This window comes from Pseudomonas sp. NFACC02, assembly GCF_900110765.1.
In the GTDB taxonomy this organism is placed as follows: Bacteria; Pseudomonadota; Gammaproteobacteria; order Pseudomonadales; family Pseudomonadaceae; genus Aquipseudomonas.
On record NZ_FOEO01000001.1, the window covers coordinates 50,304 to 67,945 of the forward strand.

The window sequence follows — 17,642 nt, forward strand, 5'->3', positions numbered from 1 at the left end:
CACGCGCCTACAGGAGACCGCACCAGACATAAAACCTGACCTAAAACCTGACCTAAAATAAGAGGAACATCTCATGGCTAACATCGGATTCATCGGCACCGGCATCATGGGCCTGCCCATGGCAGAAAACCTGCAAAAAGCAGGTCATCAACTGTTTCTGTCCAGGCACTTCATCGCTCCGCCCGCCTCGCTGGTCGAAGGCGGCGCGACGGTATTGAACAACCCACGAGAGGTGGCGCAGGAAGCTGAATTCATCATCGTCATGCTGCCGGACACCCCGCAGGTCAACGACGTGCTGTTCGGCGAGAACGGGCTGAGTGAAGGCACGGGTGCCGGCAAGGTCGTGATCGACATGAGCTCGATTTCGCCGTCGGCGACCAAAGCGTTTGCCTCCCGGATCAACGCCACGGGCGCGCAATACCTTGACGCACCGGTGTCCGGCGGCGAAGTCGGCGCCAAGGCCGCGACCCTGAGCATCATGGTGGGAGGCAACCAAGGCACCTTCGACCGTGCGCTGCCGCTGTTCCAGACCATGGGCAAGAACATCACCCTGGTGGGCGGCAACGGCGACGGCCAGACCGCCAAGGTCGCCAACCAGATCATCGTTGCACTGAACATTCAGGCGGTCGCCGAAGCCCTGCTGTTCGCCTCGAAGAACGGCGCGGATCCGGCCAAGGTGCGTGAAGCGCTGATGGGTGGCTTCGCTTCGTCGAAGATTCTCGAAGTACACGGTGAGCGCATGATCAAGGGCACCTTCAATCCGGGCTTCCGTATTGCCCTGCATCAGAAGGACCTGAACCTGGCGCTGGAAGGCGCACGTGAATTGGGGCTGAACCTGCCCAACACCGCCAATGCGCAACAGGTGTTCAGCACCTGTGCGGCACTGGGTGGCAGCGGTTGGGATCACTCGGGCCTGATCAAGGGCCTGGAGCACATGTCGAATTTCTCGATTCGTGGTGACCACACGCCGGATTGAGTGCAGGCGGGTACAAAAAAGCCAGGCACCTTCGCGGAGTGCCTGGCTTTCGTTGGTAATGCTTAATGCATCAGAACACGTTGATCGGGTAGTCGGCGATCAGACGGAATTCGTTCACGTCGCCCTCGGCCTGATCGCTGTTCGCGCGGTGGAACGCCTGACGCATACGCAGCGACAAGTCCTTCGCAGGACCCGACTGGACGACATACTTGGCCTCGACGTTAATTTCGTGGTGCTTGCCGTCGTCACCATATCCGTAGTTGACGTAGGTGCTATTGGACGGCATGTGCGAGCCGTCGATGTCATCACCGGTGATATAACGCGCCATGAAGCTTAAACCCGGTACGCCATAAGTCGCCATGTTCAGGTCATAACGCGCCTGCCAGGATTTCTCACCCGGTCCATTGAAGTCGGAATATTGCACCGAGTTCGCCAGGAAGATCGAGTCCGCGGTATCGCCGGGGCCATTAATCCCGAATGCCACATAGTCAAACGGCGTATCGCCGTGAACTTTCTGATAAGCCAGGGTGATGGTATGGGCCGTCAGGAAAGAATAAGCGGCTGCCAGCGACCAAGTGGTGTTACTGATATCGCCTGCTTTTGCGGAGCCGGCATCATTGGTGCGATAGATATTGAAGTCGAAGTTAACCGACTGATCGCCCGTGATGGCTTGGGTGTAGTTAATATTGCCGTAGTACTGGTCCCACACATCCTGCAGGTTGGAGCCATACAGACTCGCCGTCAGATTGTCGTTGAACGTGTACTTGCCGCCGGCATAATCAATGCTCGATGCCGTGACACCCGCATACGACGCATAAATATCGTGATCGTGGTTAGTCGTGACCGGCCCGTTGCCGCCGGTGAAGTGACCGCCGTCCAGCTCGAGCCCGGCAATGTCGCTGCTCAAGAGGTTGAAACCGGTTGCGGTTTGCGGGAACAGCCGCGAGCCACCGGCGGCGAATACCGGCGCCGTCGGCATCAGATCACCATAGCGCAGCTCTGTCTTGGAAATGCGCATCTTGATCGCACCGCCTGCGGTGCCATATTCATCCTCAGGGTCGCCGTGACGATCGACCGGCAAGTTACCTGTGCCAGCGGTGCCTGCGCCGCCATCCAGCTTGATACCCCAGTAACCGTAGGCATCAACGCCGAAGCCGACCGTGCCTTGAGTGAAACCCGAACTGAAATTGCCCAGCACGCCTTGCGTCCAGTCCTTACGATCGCCGCCGCCGTTTTTGCCATCCCGATTGAAATAGTAGTTCTTGAGGTGAACGGTCAGGCTGCTGTCTTCGACGAACCCCTTGGCTTCCGATTGATCACTGACAACCCCTGCCGTTGCCAGTTGACTCACGCCCAGCGAAACCGCAAGCGTCATGAGGTTCCATTTCACAAACGTCATTATTATCCCCTGTCTCAATTAAGGCCCAGCGTTCCGTCCCCCTGGATACGGGGAATCCCCTGCGTTCAGGCGAAGTTGAAACGGTGGATATAGGCTATGGCAGATGGGCTAACTGCATCGAATCCGTATTGAAATACACGGTCAATTCACGGGCTTCAAGCCCGTTTCGTTATTGTTTCCTGAAGCGTCACGCGCTTCGTTGTTACGTCGGGTGTGCTCCACCGACCGAAAAACTTTTAGCACTTTTCCGCTCGAAGGTTCCCAAACGAGTCGTGATAGTCATTATCGATCTTCGTAATAGTTGAAATCATCCATGCGGTGTTACCGTTGTCGGCGATGAAGCACATGACTCAACGGCCTGATGAATCCGCAACATCAGGCAATCGAATCTTGCTCCACTTCATCATTCCTTTGGTAAGACTTTTTAGCCACCCCACATCAGTGCGGTGGCTTTTTTTATTAAATAAATTTTTAACTTCTGTACGGTCCCGTTCAATCAATGGGCACACCGCTGTCAGCGTCCAGGATAATGTTTGCTGATAACTTGCAGGATCAGGCAAGTTTCCAGCGATCAAATTACCCGGGGAAGTTGACCGACAAAGTTCGCAATCCTTTCACAAGCTTCGGCCAGTTGCTCATCGCTCAAGGTGAACGACAAGCGCACGAACCCTTGCGCCGGCTCGCCAAACGCTGCCGCGTCCAATACCGACACACCGGTTTCGTGAAACAGCCGCCAGGCGAAATCCAGCGACCTCAGCCCGGTTCCGCGTACATCCACCAGGACGAACATCCCGGCGTCCGGCGCAAGTACTGACAGCCCTGGGCAATCGCTCAGGCGCCCCACCACCAGATCCCGCCGCCGCCGATAGGTCTCGCGCATCTCCCGCGTAACCGGCTCATGGGCATTCACGGCGGCCAGCGCGCCTTCCATCACGAATCCCGGCAAGCCATACAGCATGCTCAACGCCAGGTTTTCGGCATGGCCGATCAACTGCGCATCGGCGATCATCCAGCCGATCCGCCATCCGGTCATGGCGTGAGACTTGGACAGGCTGCCGATGATCACGCAACGCTTCTCCATCCCCGGCAAACTGGCCAGGCTTTGATATTCGCGCTCATAGCACAGACTCTCGTACACCTCATCCACCACCACCCACAAGTCATGGGCGATGGCCAGATCGGCGATGAACTGCAGCTCCTGTTGATCCAGCACCACGCCGGTCGGGTTGTTGGGGTTGGACAGAAAGATGGCGCGGGTACGTGGCGTGATGGCATTTTTCAACGCGGCTTCACGCAGACGAAATCCATCCTCGGCGCGGCAGGTAGCGCGCACCAGTGTGGCCCCCGATGCATTGAGCGTTGCTTCATACGTGACATACATCGGGTCAAGGACGACCACCTCATCCCCCGGCTGAAACAGACACATAGACGCCATGAACAATGCATTCTGTGCGCCCGCCACGGTAATGACGTTGTCCGCCAGCACGCTGCGCCCGAGTCGTTGCGAATACCGGTCGGCGATGGCCTGTCGCAGCTTGGGGCGGCCAGCAATGTCCGTGTAGTGGGTGTCACCGGCGCGTAACGCCTCGATGGCCGCCTGCGTGATGAAATCAGGCGTGGCGAAGTCGGGATCACCGATGCTCAGGATGATCACATCGGCGCCGTCGCGCTGGGCGTTGAAGGCTTCATGATGAATATCCCAAGCGGCCACACCATGGCCGGAAACTCGCTCGACGAAGGGAGAAAAGCGCATGACAGATCCTTTTTATGCGAAAAGGCGGTCGTGGCCTGCGGGCCGCCCGACCATAGAGGAGCAACCATAGTTTCAAAACGAGGCGGCACGCAACGCTCGACGTTGAAGCACCTCCCGACCTCGAACGAATCCATGCCCACGGCGGTTGGTCAGTGGTGTCACGCACGCCGTGATGCGAATCCCCTTGGTGAAAAACTATCGCGCCAATAGAAAAAGCGGGCTACTCCCGACCCTCAGGCGGTGTATAAGGTGCGCGAATGATAGCTCTCTAATATCACCATTCAATCGGGATTCGTAACGCATATGTTTAAGCAGCTCACGATTGCAAAACGTCTGGGCCTTGGTTTTGGCCTGGTCCTGGCGCTGATGATTCTGGTAGCCCTCTTCGGCGTCCAGCGCGTCGGCATGATCGAGTCGACCCTGACAGACGTCAGCGAAGACGCAACCATCAAACAGCGCTACGCCATCAACTTTCGTGGCAGCGTCCACGACCGGGCGATCGCTATTCGCGATGCCGTGCTGGTGCGCGATGATCAAGGGCTGGCCACTCACCTGCGCGATATCGAGCGCCTCAACGCGCTGTATCAGGCATCGGCCGCGCCCATGGACCAGATTTATCAGACCAAGCAGGCGACGGCACAGGAACAGGCGTTGCTCAGCAGCATCAAGGCCATCGAACGCAGCGCCTTGACCGCCACCGACAAGGTGCTGCGCTTGCGCCAACAGGGTGACATCGAAGGGGCACAGGCCGTATTGATGGCCGAAGTGGCGGGCGCCTACAAAGAATGGCTGAATCGCATCAATGCGCTGATCGATCTCGAAGAGGCGTCCATTAGCGAGCACATAGGTTTCGTCCGTGTGACGGCCGCGCACTTCGCCTCGTTGATGCTGGTGTCGACCGGTATCGCCGTGTTGCTGGGCATCATCGCGTCGCTGCTGATCATTCGCAGCATCAAATCGACACTCGGCGCAGAGCCCCATGAAGTGGCGACTTCAATTCGTCGCCTGGCAGCGGGCGAACTCACCGAGCGGGTCGACACACCCTACCCCGACAGCGTCATGGGCGCGCTGAAAACCACCAACGCGCACTTGTCGGCGACCATCCACCAAGTGCGCGCCGCCGCAATGGAGCTGACGGGCTCTTCATCTCAACTGCGCGCCAGTTCCGACAGCAACAGCGAGCAGATGCGTCTGCAGGCCAGCGAGACCGAGCACATGGCGGCTGCTATCAATCAGATGGCGAGCACCGTCAAAGAAGTCGCGGGCTATGCCGCGAAAGCCGCCAACGCGACGCAGAACGCCGATCATGAAGTCGAGCACGGCAAGCGCATGGTCGAGGACACCGCACAGGCCATGCACGCGCTCGCCGAAAAACTGGAAACCGCCGCGGAATCGGTGACCCAGGTTTCCAGCGACAGCCAGGCCATCGAGACGATTGTCGCGGTGATCAATTCCATCGCTGAGCGCACCAACCTGCTGGCCCTCAACGCAGCCATCGAGGCTGCCCGTGCCGGGGAAGCAGGCCGCGGCTTTGCCGTGGTGGCCGACGAAGTCCGCTCACTGGCGACCCGCACCCAGGAGTCCACGCAAGAAATCCGCAACATGGTGGGTCAGTTGCAGAGTGGCGCGGGCAAGACGGCCGATCTGATGCGCGAAAGCCGCGAGATGGCACAGCAGACGGTGGCCCAGACGCAGGAAGCACAGACCTCTCTGGTGAAGATTCGCCATGAAGTGGGCGCGCTCAACGACATGAACGCACAGATCGCCAGTGCCGCGGCACAACAGGGTGTGGCGGCGGAAGACGTGAGTCATAACATCAACCGCATTCATGACGCGGCGCAGCAAACCGCCGTGGGATCAAGCCAGGTGGCACGTTCCAGTCACGAGCTGTCCAATCTGGCGGATGTGCTGACCGCACGTGTGAGCTTTTTCAAGCTCTGAGGCCAGCGGCCTCTGAACTCAGCTTCCTCTGAACTCAGCTTTCAGCGAAGGATTGCGTCTTGCCTGACGCAGTCCTTCACCCCTGCGCCGCAAGCCGGAACGGAGCGTGCAAAAAATCCTTCTTACCCGACCGAATAAGTTCGCCTGCTGGCGTGTTCATTACTCAACGCGCTCTGGGATTTCCCACGAGTGGGGCATTGAATTCACCGTTTGTTACCAGACTGACCTTTCCTGACTGGATCGTTACGGAGCATGACCACCATGAAGAACAGCCACGAAGCTGCTGAACACCGCAACCCCTTGCTCCTTGGCATGTGCATGGCACTGGCCTTGGTCGCAGGCCAGGCGCATGCCTCCGGCGACGAATCGTCTCCGCCCAAGCCCAATTGCCCTAAAGGGCAAATATGGGACAGCAAGACCGGCAAGTGCACAATGCAGACCAGCCAGGCGACCTCCGATGCCGATCGCACCGATTACGCGTATCGACTCGCCAAAGACGGCCGCTATGAAGAAGCGCTGGCATTGCTCGATACGCTGAAAAATCCGAACACGGCCAAGGCGCTGAACTATCGTGGGTATGCGACCCGCAAATTGGGCCGCACCGACGAAGGCATCAGTTACTACCTGAAATCCGTGGCACTCGACCCCAACTACGCGCAAGTGCGTGAATACCTGGGAGAGGCGTATGTCATCAAAGGGCGCCTGGATCTGGCCCAGGAACAGTTGGTGAAGATCAAGGGACTGTGCAACACGACCTGTGAAGAATACGAAGATCTGGCCGACGCCATCGCTGCTGCGCCCCAATCCTGAGTGAGCGTCAGTTTGCGATGAGTGAGATCGGGAGGCGGTCATAGCCAGAGACGCAGAGTTTCGTAGTGAACTGGGCCTGCTGTTGCCACGCCTGTGGCGCTACGGGTTAGTGCTGTCTCGACAAAAACATCTGGCGGACGATCTGGTACAAGCCACCTGCGTGCGCGCGCTCGAACGCGCTGAGCAGTTCGTGACCGGCACACGACTGGATCGCTGGCTGCTGGCAATCATGCACTCGATCTGGCTCAACGAATTGCGTTCGCAACGGGTGCGACAGGGTCAGGGTTTTGTCGACGCCGAACATGAACTGTCGTTCGACGGTGAAACCCAAGCGCAGGACGAAGTGCTGGCCGCGCAGGTCATCAAGCGCGTCAACGCCCTGCCCGAGGCGCAACGCGAAACCGTTTTCCTGACTTACGTTGAAGGACTTTCGTACAAAGAAACTGCGGAAATCCTGCATATTCCGGTGGGCACGGTGATGAGTCGACTGGCCGCTGCACGTTTGAAACTGGCTGAAACTGCACCACCACGCGCCATGTCGGATAAATCGACAGGAGAACGGCGATGACACACAGCAAGGCACATCCGCTCCCCACAGACGAACAGTTGGTGGCCTACCTGGACGACGAACTGGACCGAGAACAACGCCAGTTCATCGACCAGTTGCTGCGCACCGAAGGGCCGGTCGCCGCACGCCTTGATTATCTCGAAAGTGGCGACATGCCCTTCCGGATTGCGTTCGACTCCGTGCTTGACCAGGCCCCGACCGATCGCCTGCAAGCCATGCTCGACTCATTGCCGCCGCAGACAACGCCGCACAGGGCAGCATCCATGAGCCGCCGTGGATTTCTGGCGACCGCTGCGGGTTTCGTAATGGCCGGTATTGCCGCCGACCGTCTGTTCATGAACTGGCAAAGCGCCGAAACCAAGGGCGGCTGGCGCGCTTCGGTTGCCGAATATATGGCCCTGTACACCCCCGACACCCTGGCTAACCTGACGTCCGACGCCAGCTCCCACCAGGCGCAGTTGAACTCGGTTGGCGAGCAACTGGAGCTTGCGCTGACGCCCGATACCGTCGCCCTGCCTGGCGCCGAATTTCGACGCGCACAGATTCTGGACTACGAGGGCGTGCTGATCGGTCAACTGACCTACCTTGATCCCCGACACGGACCGCTGGCGTTATGCATCACCATGGCCGCCAGCACCGGCAGCGAGCCGCTTGCCAGCGAAGAGCGCAAGGGCCTGAATGTGGTGTATTGGTCGAATGGGACACATGCGTTCATGCTGATCGGCAAGAACCCCTTCGAAGACCTGCGGCTCATGGCGCGCAGTGCACAAAAAGGCTTGCCGGCGTGACCTGTCGGGACGGTTATTAACTGGAGTCTGGAGGCACTTTCTGGTCTAGTAGCGCTCGAATTGCTCGGAATCGACACGTATCGGTTTCTGTCACGAACGTTGCTGCAACCCGTTGCCGCACAACCAAAGGTGCCATTGATGTCTGCCCTTCGCTTCAAGCAAGCCCTCTGCTGCCTCCCCCTTCTGGCAGGCCTGACCACCACCGCCGTTTTCGCCCATGCGCACCTGGAGAGCCAGCTCCCCGCAGCGGACAGCGAAGTGACCAGCCCCAAGGAACTGCGCCTGACCTTCTCTGAAGGTGTTGAAGAGAAGTTCACCAAAGTCGCCCTGAGCCTGGACGGTCCCGGCGAGAGCACCGAGATCATCCAGACCCAAAGCGTGACCACCGATCCGGCGGACAAGAAAGTCCTGATCGTCGTGCCCGCCGTGCCCTTGGCACCCGGCAAATACAAGGTCGAGTGGCATGCCGTGTCAGTCGACACCCACAAGAGTGAAGGCGTTTATCGCTTCAAGGTGACGCCTTAACCCCATGCAGGATGGATTGATTCTGTGCCGGTTCGTGCATTTCGGCGCAGTTTTGCTGCTGTTCGGCGTCGAACTGTTTCGTTCCGTACTGTTCGCCTCTTACTTGTCATCCTTTGAAGCCGGGATGACCCGTCGACTTGACCGGGCAATGGCCGGGCTCGCCATCCTGGGATTGATGAGTGCCATGGCCTGGCTGATGCTGACGGCCGCGAGCATGGCCGATGACTGGCACGACGCGGTGAGCCTGCAGACAATCGGGTCCGTGATCGGCCATACTTTTTTCGGTCATGTGTGGATCGCCCATCTCTTCCTCGGCCTGCTTGCCGTGCTGTTCTGCCTGCCAGGGCCGCGGTCCCGGCCAAGGCTCGGGTTGCTGGTCAATACGTTGCTGCTTCTGACACTGGCGCCCGTCGGACATGGGGCCATGTACGACGGAACGCAGGGCCAACTGCTGATTTTCAATCAGATGCTGCACTTGATCGGCGTTGGCACCTGGCTTGGCGGCCTCCTGATGCTGGCGGTACTGCTGAGCAGCCCCGGCACGGTTGATGTACGGGCGGTGCTGGTGCGATTCAGCGGGATTGGCTATGGGCTGGTCGCGCTGATCGTCGCCACCGGCATGATCAACGTGCGGGCCTTGAGCGGCGCGCTCTGGCCCCAACCCGCGTTCTCCGGTTTCGGCCAGGTGCTGGCTGTCAAGGTGGGCATGGTGCTATGCATGCTGGCGCTTGCAGCAGTCAACCGAAGCCTGGCCCGGGCGACCGATCTTCGGCTATCGGCACTGCGCGTGAGCGTGCTGTTCGAATGTCTGTTCGGATCAGCGGCACTGGCGGCGGTTTCGCTGCTGGGCACATTGCCGCCGATGCTGGCCTGAGTTTCAGCGCAACGCCGGGAGTTTCGCAGCGCTTCACCGACGCTAATCGCTCGGGACGCGAAACGTCATCCGCTGGACCCTGAGACTCAGGCAAATACCTGTAACAGCTTGACCCTTGAGAAACGCTGAGAGGGGCGTAACGTCCAGAGCTCGGAATCTGAATCAAGGAGCATGGACGTGCCAGCCATTTCTCACGCATCAATCGACACCGCCGCCCCCGCCTTCTGGCTGATAGCCGATCAGCTCAATACTCGCAACGAAACCGAACGCCTGGCCTACATCCGCACAGGTTTCCCTCCCGGCTGGGTCAAGGCGGTACGCTGCGCATTCCAGCTCAGCAACAGTCAGTTGGAGGCGCTGCTCAGCACATCGGTTTCCACGCTAGAGCGCCGCCAACGGCAGCAGCGACCGCTTGATCTGGTGGGTTCCGAACGACTGGACCGCGTCGCCACGCTTGCTGTCCGCGCCGCGGAAGTATTCGAGGACCAGGACACCGCGCGACGCTGGATGATGACCCCGAACCGCGCCCTGAATGACCAGGCCCCGATCACCCTTTGCGAAACCGAGATAGGTGCCATTCAGGTACGGCGCACGTTGGCGGCGCTGCAGCATGGCGGGGTCGTTTGATGCGGGCCTGGCGAATCGGCAAGGCCCGAGACCTAAACGAACTCACCGGCGCGGGCGCCGCGCTGTACGGCGGCCGCTGGAACCATCCCGATCATCCCGCACTGTATCTGGGTCTGAGCGCCGCCGGCTGTGCCCTGGACACCATCATGCTGGCGGGCCACGTGCCGTGCCTGCCCTTGAAACTCGTCGAACTGCGACTGCCCGACGATCCAGCGCTGTACGCCGAGCCCTCTCGCCCCCAATTACCACCCGGTTGGGACGCACTGCCCGCCGACAAAGCCAGTATGGACTTCGGTACCGCCTGGCTTGAGCGCACCGATCAATTGGGGCTGATCTTGCCATCGGCGACAACGGATCACACCCGTTGCCTGATGATCAATCCAAAACACCCGGCCATGGCTCAGGTCAAGGTCGTGCAAACGAGCGATTTCATTTATGGCATCACCCGCGCACGCTAAACAGATTAACGCTGAGTGTTGACCACCACCCTGCCGCGCACCCGCCCGTCCATGAGCCGTTGCGCGGTATCAATCACCTCCCCCAGGCCGATTTCATGCGTGATCAGCGCCAGCCGCGACCGGTCCAGATCCGTCGCCAGACGTGCCCACGCGTCAATACGGTCCTGACGCGGGCGCATGACACTGTCGATCCCGGCCAGCGTCACCCCACGCAGAATGAACGGCGCCACCGATGCCGGAAACTCCATGCCTTGTGCCAGACCGCATGCCGCCACGGTACCCCAGTAACGCATGCTGGCGCAGATGTTCGCGAGGGTGTGACTGCCGACCGAATCAATGGCGCCCGCCCAACGTTCCTTGGCCAACGGACGCCCGGGCTGCGACAGCGTCGCTCGGTCAATCACTTCGGCCGCGCCCAACTGTTTGAGGTATTCGCTTTCTTCCAGACGCCCCGTCGAAGCCACGACGTGGTAACCCAGCTTCGCCAGAATGGCGATGGAAAAACTGCCGACGCCGCCATTGGCACCCGTCACCAGGATCTCGCCCTTGTCCGGTGTCACGCCATTCTTCTCCAGCGCCATCACCGCCAACATCGCCGTGTACCCCGCTGTCCCGATGGCCATGGCCTGCGCTGCGCTGAACGCCGCCGGCAGTGGAATCAGCCATTTGCCTTCAAGCCTCGCCATTTGCGCAAGGCCGCCCCAATGGCCCTCGCCGACACCCCAGCCATTGAGCAACACCTGATCACCCGGTTTGAAGTCCGGGTTGCTGCTCTGCTCCACGGTTCCCGCGAGGTCTACGCCTGGGATCATGGGAAACGTGCGTACAATCGGCCCTTTACCGGTGATCGCCATCGCGTCCTTGTAGTTGAGCGTGCTGTAGGCCACACGGACCGTCACGTCACCCGCAGGCAAACGCGCTTCGTCAATGGCGGTCAGCTGGACGTGATAACCGCTGTCGTCCTTGTCAATCAGAATGCCGTCGAACATGTTAAGCCTCCGTTATAGACCGATCGTCTATAAGCAGTCATGGATAAGAAATGGCATGGGCCTCATCGCGGAAGCCCACGAAGAAAGCCGGCGATAAAAATATTGAGGGGACCATCGCTCTGTACCAGTCGCGCGCGAAGCACGGCACCTTCCCAGCCGATCCAGAAGTACGCCGCCAGCGCTTGGGAATCCGCGTTCGCGGGAAGCTCCCCTGCTTGTTTCGCCGCATCAAAGCAGGCACTCAACCGTCGTTGCCAGTCGAGGAACGTGCTTTCCAGTGCCTCACGAAACCCGTGCGGCAGCACACTGACTTCCTGCCCCAGGTTGCCCACCAGACAGCCACGGCGGTAACCGTAGCGCGCCATGCTGACCTTGGAGTGCTGGACGAACCCGGCCAGTCGCTCAAGCGGCGACAGCGCCTCGTCAAGCAACCAGCGGTCGAGGCGTCTGGCAAAGTAACCGGCATAGCTTTCCAGGACCTCAAGACCAAAGGCTTCCTTACTGGGGAAATAGTGGTAGAAAGAGCCTTTCGGCACGCCGACGCGCTTGAGAATGCCGTCGATGCCCGTTGCCATGAAGCCCTGTTCAGTGAGCACTTCCACGCCACAGCGCACCAGCGCCGTGCGGGTGTCGAAGGGTTCGTCGCGGGCAACCTTGGGTGGACGGCCACGACGTTTGGGTTTTTCGAGCGTCTCGTTCATGGGGTTGCATATTAGACTGATCGACTATTAAATCAACCCACCTTCTGGATCTGCGTAAACGTCTGTCAGCTTGCGCCTGTTTCAGGCGCCAAAGCCTGTGAAGCACGCCTTCTTCTAACCGCCTTTGGAGAATCTGCCCATGATTGCCTGGCCCGACACCCGCATTCTGAAACTGCTCGGCATTGAGGTGCCTATTCTGCTTGCGCCAATGGCAGGCGCGGCAGGCTCGGCACTGGCGATCGAAGTCGGTAAGGCCGGTGGGCTCCCATCGTTGCCCTGCGCCATGCTCAGCCACGACCAGATCCGCGAAGAGGTCGCCGCGATCCGTGCCGGGACGCACGCACCGCTAAATCTCAATTTCTTCAGCCACCAGAACCCGGACGCGAATCCCGAAGCCGCCAAGGCCTGGAAAGACCTGTTGCAGCCTTACTATCAGGAACTGGGCGCGGACTTCGATGCACCCACGCCGACCACAAACCGCGCCCCTTTCGATGAGATGAGCTGCGTCTTGGTGGAAGAACTAAAACCTGAAGTGGTCAGCTTCCACTTCGGCCTGCCGTCTGCCGACTACGTAAAGCGCGTCAAGGCCGCCGGGGCCAAGGTGATTTCCTCTGCGACCACGGTCGAAGAAGCCGTCTGGCTGGAGCAGCATGGCTGCGACGCCGTTATCGCCATGGGCAACGAAGCGGGTGGCCATCGCGGCATGTTCCTCAGTCATGAGCTGTACACCCAGGTCGGTACTTTGGCGCTCGTCCCGCAAATCGCCGACGCCGTCAGCGTGCCGGTGATTGCAGCGGGAGGGATCGCCGACAGCCGCGGTGTTGCAGCTGCATTCATGCTGGGCGCCTCGGCCGTCCAGGTGGGTACGGCTTATCTGTTTTGCCCGGAAGCCAAAACCTCGACGTTGCATCAAGCTGCGCTGCGAAGCGCCACCGACAGTCAGACCGCTGTGACCAACCTGTTCACCGGTCGCCCTGCACGCGGGATCGTCAATCGCATCATGAGGGAGATCGGCCCGATCAACGCAGCCGCGCCTGACTTCCCCACCGCCGGTGGCGCTCTGATGCCGCTGCGCGCCAAAGCCGAACCTCAAGGCGACAGCGGGTTCATGAACCTCTGGGCGGGTCAGGCGGTGGGGATCAAGCATCAACTGCCAGCCGAGGCATGGACGCGCCAACTGGCCATTCAGACCCTCGAACGACTGGCTGGCGTCAGAAACTGACCAGCGATTGAGCTCGCGCGCAAAAGAACACGCTTCCTTGAGGTGATGACTCGCTATATATTTCAGTGCATAGCGTTTGGTCGGTTTTCGGCTGATCCCCGCCCTCACCTCATCCCACCACCACGGAGCTGTTCATGCGCGCAACCGTCCTTCGCCTGACACTTAATTCTCTGGCCATCACTGTCGCTGCGCTCTCGGCGACCCGTGCATGGGCCAATGAAGTCCAGGTGGCCGTGGCCGCCAACTTCACAGCGCCGATTCAGGCCATCGCGAAGGATTTCGAAAAAGACACCGGTCACACACTGGTGGCCTCGTTCGGCGCCACCGGCCAGTTCTACACCCAGATCAAGAATGGCGCGCCCTTCGAAGTGTTCCTCGCCGCTGACGACACCACCCCGGCCAGGCTTGAGCGCGAAAACGAGACCGTCAAAGGCTCGCGCTTCACCTACGCGGTCGGCACCCTGGCATTGTGGTCCGCCAAAGACGGTTACGTGGATGACAAAGGTCAGGTGCTCAAAGACAACACTTACAACCACCTCTCCATCGCCAACCCTAAGGCGGCGCCTTATGGCCTGGCCGCCACTCAAGTGCTTGACAAGCTGGGCCTGACTGCCGCTACCCAACCCAAGATCGTTGAAGGTCAGAGCATCGCCCAGGCGTATCAATTCGTGCAGACCGGTAACGCCGAACTGGGCTTCGTCGCGCTGTCCCAGATCTACAAGGACGGCAAGCTGACCGGCGGCTCGGCCTGGATCGTGCCGGCCAATCTGCATGAGCCGATCAAACAGGACGCCGTGATCCTCAATAAAGGCAAGGACAACGCCGCAGCCAAAGCGCTGATGGAATACCTCAAAAGCCCGAAAGCAGCGGCCGTGATCAAGTCGTTCGGGTATCAACTGTAAATGCCACTGGACAATGCCGATCTCTCCGCGATCTGGCTGACGCTGAAACTGGCGTCGCTGACCACCCTGATCCTGCTGGTGATCGGCACGCCTATCGCCTGGTGGCTGGCGCGCACCCGCTCGTGGCTCAGGGGACCGATTGGCGCCGTGGTGGCCTTGCCGCTGGTGTTACCCCCCACGGTGATCGGCTTCTATCTGCTGTTGTTGCTCGGCCCGAATGGCGCGCTGGGACAATTGACCCAGAAACTGGGGCTCGGCACTTTTACCTTCAGCTTTACCGGCCTTGTGATCGGATCGGTTCTGTATTCCATGCCGTTCGTGGTACAGCCTCTGCAAAACGCGTTTATGGCGATCGGACCTCGTCCCCTTGAGGTCGCCGCGACCCTGCGTGCGAGCCCTTGGGACACCTTTTTCTCGGTCGTATTGCCGCTGGCGCGCCCAGGCTTCCTGACCGGCGCGATTCTGGGATTTGCGCACACCGTCGGCGAATTCGGCGTGGTGTTGATGATTGGCGGCAACATTCCGCAGAAAACCCGCGTGGTGTCGACGCAAATCTACAACCACGTCGAAGCGCTGGAATACACACAAGCTCACTGGCTGGCCGGCGCCATGCTGCTGTTCTCATTCCTGGTTCTATTGGCGCTCTACGCCAGCGGTAAAACCCGATCGGCCTGGAGCTGACTGACCCATGACACCCTCCATCGACGTCCGTCTGAACGTGGACTTCCCGAACTTTTCGCTCAGTGTTGACCTGTCACTTCCGGGGCGCGGCGTCACGGCGCTCTATGGCCATTCCGGCTCAGGCAAGACCACGTGCCTTCGGTGCATCGCAGGCCTGGAAAAACCAAAGGACGCGTTCATTCGCGTCAACGGCGAGGCCTGGCACGACAGCGCCAACGGTATCTTTCTCGCGCCGCACAAACGTGCGCTGGGTTATGTGTTTCAGGAAGCGAGCCTGTTTGCGCACCTGACGGTGCGCAGCAACCTGGAATTCGGCCTCAAACGCATCGCGGTGGGCGAACGCAGGGTCAAACTCGATCACGCGACGGCGTTGCTGGGCATCGATCACTTGCTGGAGCGTCAGCCTGACACACTGTCCGGCGGCGAACGCCAGCGCGTCGGCATTGCCCGGGCGCTGCTCACCAGTCCTCGCCTGCTGCTGCTGGACGAACCGCTCGCGGCGCTGGACGCTTCTCGCAAGCGCGAAATCCTGCCGTACCTTGAACGCCTGCATGACGAACTCGACATTCCGATGCTCTACGTCAGTCACTCCCAGGACGAAGTCGCACGCCTGGCCGACCATCTGGTACTGCTGAGCGACGGCAAAACGCTGGCCAGCGGGCCCATTGGCGAAACGCTGGCGCGCCTGGACCTGCCGCTGGCCATGGGCGACGACGCTGGCGTAGTGATCGAGGGTCAGGTGATTGCATACGACACGACGTATCACTTGGTGACGGTGCGCCTCCCCACCAGCCGCTTGTCGATTCGCGTGGCGCACTCCCCACTGGAGGCGGGCAAATCGTTGCGCTTCAAGATCCAGGCACGGGATGTCAGCCTCAATCTGCAACCCGACGACCAGAGCAGTATCCTCAATCGCCTGCCAGTCACGGTGGTCAGCGAAGTCACCGCCGACAACGCAGCCCATGTGCTCGTACGGCTCGATGCCGAGGGCACACACTTGCTGGCGCGAATCACGCGCTATTCCCGGGATCAGTTACACCTTCATCCAGGCCAGCGGCTCTGGGCGCAGATCAAATCGGTGGCACTGCTCGCCTAGTAGCCAGCGCAAGACGCACCAAATAATCGGCACCACTGTGCAACGGGACGGTCAATGCAAAGACCAGCACTCAGGATTGCCGCACATGCCGGACACCACCCTCAAAGAAGACTTGCCCAAGGATCTGCACTACGTCGACGACAGTCAGCCGGGTTTCTCTCGCAAGATTCTTCGCGGGAAATTCGCGTATTTCGACACGTCGGGCGAACGCATTCGGGATGAAGCCGAGATCAAGCGCATCAATGCGCTGGTCATTCCGCCCGCCTACACCGACGTGTGGATCTGTGCAGATCCGCGCGGCCATTTGCAGGCGACCGGGCGCGATGCCCGAGGCCGCAAGCAATACCGCTATCACCCGCGCTGGCGCGAAATTCGTGACGAGAACAAATACTCGCGAATGATCGCCTTCGGCTTGGTGCTACCCAAGGTGCGCAAACAGCTGGAGGCGCAACTGGCAGCCCCCGGCATGGGCCGCGAGAAAGTCATGGCGGCGGTCGTGTCGCTGCTCGATCAGACGCTGATCCGCATCGGCAACAGCCAGTACGCGCGAGACAATCGCTCCTACGGGCTAACAACCCTGCGCAACAAACATGTGGACGTGCACGGCAGTAAAATCATCTTCGAATTTCGCGGTAAAAGCGGTGTGGAGCATCAGGTCAGCGTCACCGACCGGCGTCTGGCCAACATCATCAAACGCTGCATGGAATTGCCAGGACAAAACCTCTTCCAGTACCTGGATGAAGATGGCCACCGTCACACGGTCACCTCGTCAGACATCAATCAGTACCTGCACCAGCTCACCGGAGCCGATTTCACCGCCAAGGACTACCGGACGTGGGCGGGCAGCGCCATGGCGCTGGCGACATTGCGCAAACTGCACTGGGAACCGGAGTCCGATGCGAAGAAACACATCGTCGCCATGGTCAAGGAAGTTGCCCGGCTGCTAGGCAATACCCCCGCGGTCTGCCGCAAATGCTACATCCACCCGGCGGTTCTGGAAGCGTTCGTCGTCGGCGAACTGGCGAAACTGCCCCGCTCACGACAGCGCAAGGGGCTGCGGCTTGAAGAAGCGGCACTGGCCGGATTTTTACAAGGCCTGCAGGCCGCTGAAGCATTACGCGAATCAACAGGAGAAAAAGCATGAAGCAGCACTCATTTCCCGGCAAGGAAATCAACAACCCCAAAGCAAAACCGGCAGACGTTGCGGACGACCGCGAACGGACGGACGAGAGTCGCAAAGAACAGTCCATGACCGGGGGAAAGAACGACGATGCCGGACATACCCCCAAAGTCCCCGATGCCGATTAAGCTTGAGCCTTGCGATCTCTCCCC

18 protein-coding genes and 2 pseudogenes are annotated in these 17,642 nt (G+C 60.0%); 16 read left to right on the forward strand and 4 right to left on the reverse strand.

Annotated elements, in window-relative coordinates:
• Positions 1–73 precede the first annotated feature (73 nt).
• A complete protein-coding gene (locus tag BMY73_RS00230; RefSeq protein ID WP_092404106.1) occupies positions 74–976 on the forward strand; it encodes a 2-hydroxy-3-oxopropionate reductase in 903 nt (300 codons plus the stop codon).
• Positions 977–1,046: 70 nt separating this feature from the next.
• Here BMY73_RS00230 and BMY73_RS00235 read toward each other — a convergent pair whose 3' ends face one another.
• Entirely contained in the window at positions 1,047–2,375 is a 1,329-nt protein-coding gene (locus BMY73_RS00235; RefSeq protein WP_062381470.1) for an OprD family porin, read from the reverse strand.
• Positions 2,376–2,952: 577 nt separating this feature from the next.
• Positions 2,953–4,128, reverse strand: a pseudogene (locus tag BMY73_RS00240) (pyridoxal phosphate-dependent aminotransferase); the annotation flags it as partial.
• 303 nt (positions 4,129–4,431) lie between these two features.
• On the opposite strand from BMY73_RS00240, the pseudogene BMY73_RS28660 reads away from it, so the two are divergent.
• The 9 genes and pseudogenes from BMY73_RS28660 to BMY73_RS00280 all read left to right on the forward strand — a co-directional run.
• A pseudogene (locus BMY73_RS28660) lies at positions 4,432–4,941 on the forward strand (MCP four helix bundle domain-containing protein); the annotation flags it as partial.
• A gap of 516 nt (positions 4,942–5,457) precedes the next feature.
• A complete protein-coding gene (locus BMY73_RS28665; protein WP_370588089.1) occupies positions 5,458–6,069 on the forward strand; it encodes a methyl-accepting chemotaxis protein in 612 nt (203 codons plus the stop codon).
• A 252-nt stretch (positions 6,070–6,321) separates the two neighbouring features.
• On the forward strand, positions 6,322–6,879 hold the full coding sequence (locus tag BMY73_RS00250; protein WP_092404119.1) for a tetratricopeptide repeat protein: 558 nt from the start codon (positions 6,322–6,324) through the stop codon (positions 6,877–6,879).
• Between the two features lie 70 nt (positions 6,880–6,949).
• Positions 6,950–7,447 (forward strand): RNA polymerase sigma factor, encoded by a 498-nt coding sequence (locus BMY73_RS00255; RefSeq protein WP_062381465.1) that lies wholly within the window; start codon positions 6,950–6,952, stop codon positions 7,445–7,447.
• Positions 7,444–8,235 (forward strand): anti-sigma factor, encoded by a 792-nt coding sequence (locus BMY73_RS00260; RefSeq protein ID WP_092404121.1) that lies wholly within the window; start codon positions 7,444–7,446, stop codon positions 8,233–8,235. Before BMY73_RS00255 ends, BMY73_RS00260 begins: the two co-directional genes overlap by 4 nt.
• Positions 8,236–8,373: 138 nt before the next feature.
• Positions 8,374–8,760, forward strand: coding sequence for a copper homeostasis periplasmic binding protein CopC (copC, locus tag BMY73_RS00265; RefSeq protein ID WP_062381460.1), 387 nt, complete (start codon positions 8,374–8,376; stop codon positions 8,758–8,760).
• A gap of 4 nt (positions 8,761–8,764) precedes the next feature.
• The gene (gene copD, locus BMY73_RS00270; RefSeq protein WP_092404123.1) at positions 8,765–9,634 is read left to right on the forward strand and encodes a copper homeostasis membrane protein CopD; all 870 of its coding nucleotides are present in this window, start codon (positions 8,765–8,767) and stop codon (positions 9,632–9,634) included.
• Between the two features lie 177 nt (positions 9,635–9,811).
• Positions 9,812–10,261, forward strand: a complete 450-nt coding sequence (locus tag BMY73_RS00275; RefSeq protein WP_238591697.1) for a type II RES/Xre toxin-antitoxin system antitoxin — start codon at positions 9,812–9,814, stop codon at positions 10,259–10,261.
• Positions 10,261–10,719 carry an RES family NAD+ phosphorylase gene (locus tag BMY73_RS00280; RefSeq protein WP_092404125.1) on the forward strand — a complete coding sequence of 153 codons (459 nt, stop codon included), beginning with the start codon at positions 10,261–10,263 and terminating at the stop codon, positions 10,717–10,719. Before BMY73_RS00275 ends, BMY73_RS00280 begins: the two co-directional genes overlap by 1 nt.
• Before the next feature lie 5 nt (positions 10,720–10,724).
• Here BMY73_RS00280 and BMY73_RS00285 read toward each other — a convergent pair whose 3' ends face one another.
• Together BMY73_RS00285 and BMY73_RS00290 are read right to left on the reverse strand one after the other, a co-directional pair.
• Positions 10,725–11,708: an acrylyl-CoA reductase (NADPH) gene (locus BMY73_RS00285; protein WP_092404126.1), complete on the reverse strand. Its 984-nt coding sequence runs from the start codon at positions 11,706–11,708 to the stop codon at positions 10,725–10,727.
• Between the two features lie 62 nt (positions 11,709–11,770).
• On the reverse strand, positions 11,771–12,409 hold the full coding sequence (locus BMY73_RS00290; RefSeq protein WP_092404135.1) for an acrylate utilization transcriptional regulator AcuR: 639 nt from the start codon (positions 12,407–12,409) through the stop codon (positions 11,771–11,773).
• Positions 12,410–12,548: 139 nt separating this feature from the next.
• Here BMY73_RS00290 and BMY73_RS00295 point away from each other — a divergent pair, with 139 nt between their 5' ends.
• The 6 genes from BMY73_RS00295 to BMY73_RS28215 all read left to right on the forward strand — a co-directional run bounded on the left by BMY73_RS00295 (position 12,549) and on the right by BMY73_RS28215 (position 17,618).
• Positions 12,549–13,631 carry an NAD(P)H-dependent flavin oxidoreductase gene (locus tag BMY73_RS00295; RefSeq protein WP_062381447.1) on the forward strand — a complete coding sequence of 361 codons (1,083 nt, stop codon included), beginning with the start codon at positions 12,549–12,551 and terminating at the stop codon, positions 13,629–13,631.
• Between the two features lie 134 nt (positions 13,632–13,765).
• Positions 13,766–14,533, forward strand: a complete 768-nt coding sequence (gene modA, locus BMY73_RS00300) for a molybdate ABC transporter substrate-binding protein (RefSeq protein WP_092404137.1) — start codon at positions 13,766–13,768, stop codon at positions 14,531–14,533.
• Positions 14,534–15,214, forward strand: coding sequence for a molybdate ABC transporter permease subunit (modB, locus tag BMY73_RS00305; protein ID WP_092404139.1), 681 nt, complete (start codon positions 14,534–14,536; stop codon positions 15,212–15,214).
• A 7-nt stretch (positions 15,215–15,221) separates the two neighbouring features.
• Entirely contained in the window at positions 15,222–16,310 is a 1,089-nt protein-coding gene (gene modC / locus BMY73_RS00310) for a molybdenum ABC transporter ATP-binding protein (protein WP_092404150.1), read from the forward strand.
• 85 nt (positions 16,311–16,395) lie between these two features.
• Complete coding sequence (locus tag BMY73_RS00315; protein WP_062381439.1) at positions 16,396–17,454, forward strand: DNA topoisomerase IB; 1,059 nt, start codon at positions 16,396–16,398, stop codon at positions 17,452–17,454.
• The gene (locus BMY73_RS28215; protein ID WP_162770507.1) at positions 17,451–17,618 is read left to right on the forward strand and encodes a hypothetical protein; all 168 of its coding nucleotides are present in this window, start codon (positions 17,451–17,453) and stop codon (positions 17,616–17,618) included. The genes BMY73_RS00315 and BMY73_RS28215 overlap by 4 nt, the downstream gene beginning before the upstream one ends.
• Positions 17,619–17,642 lie beyond the last annotated feature (24 nt).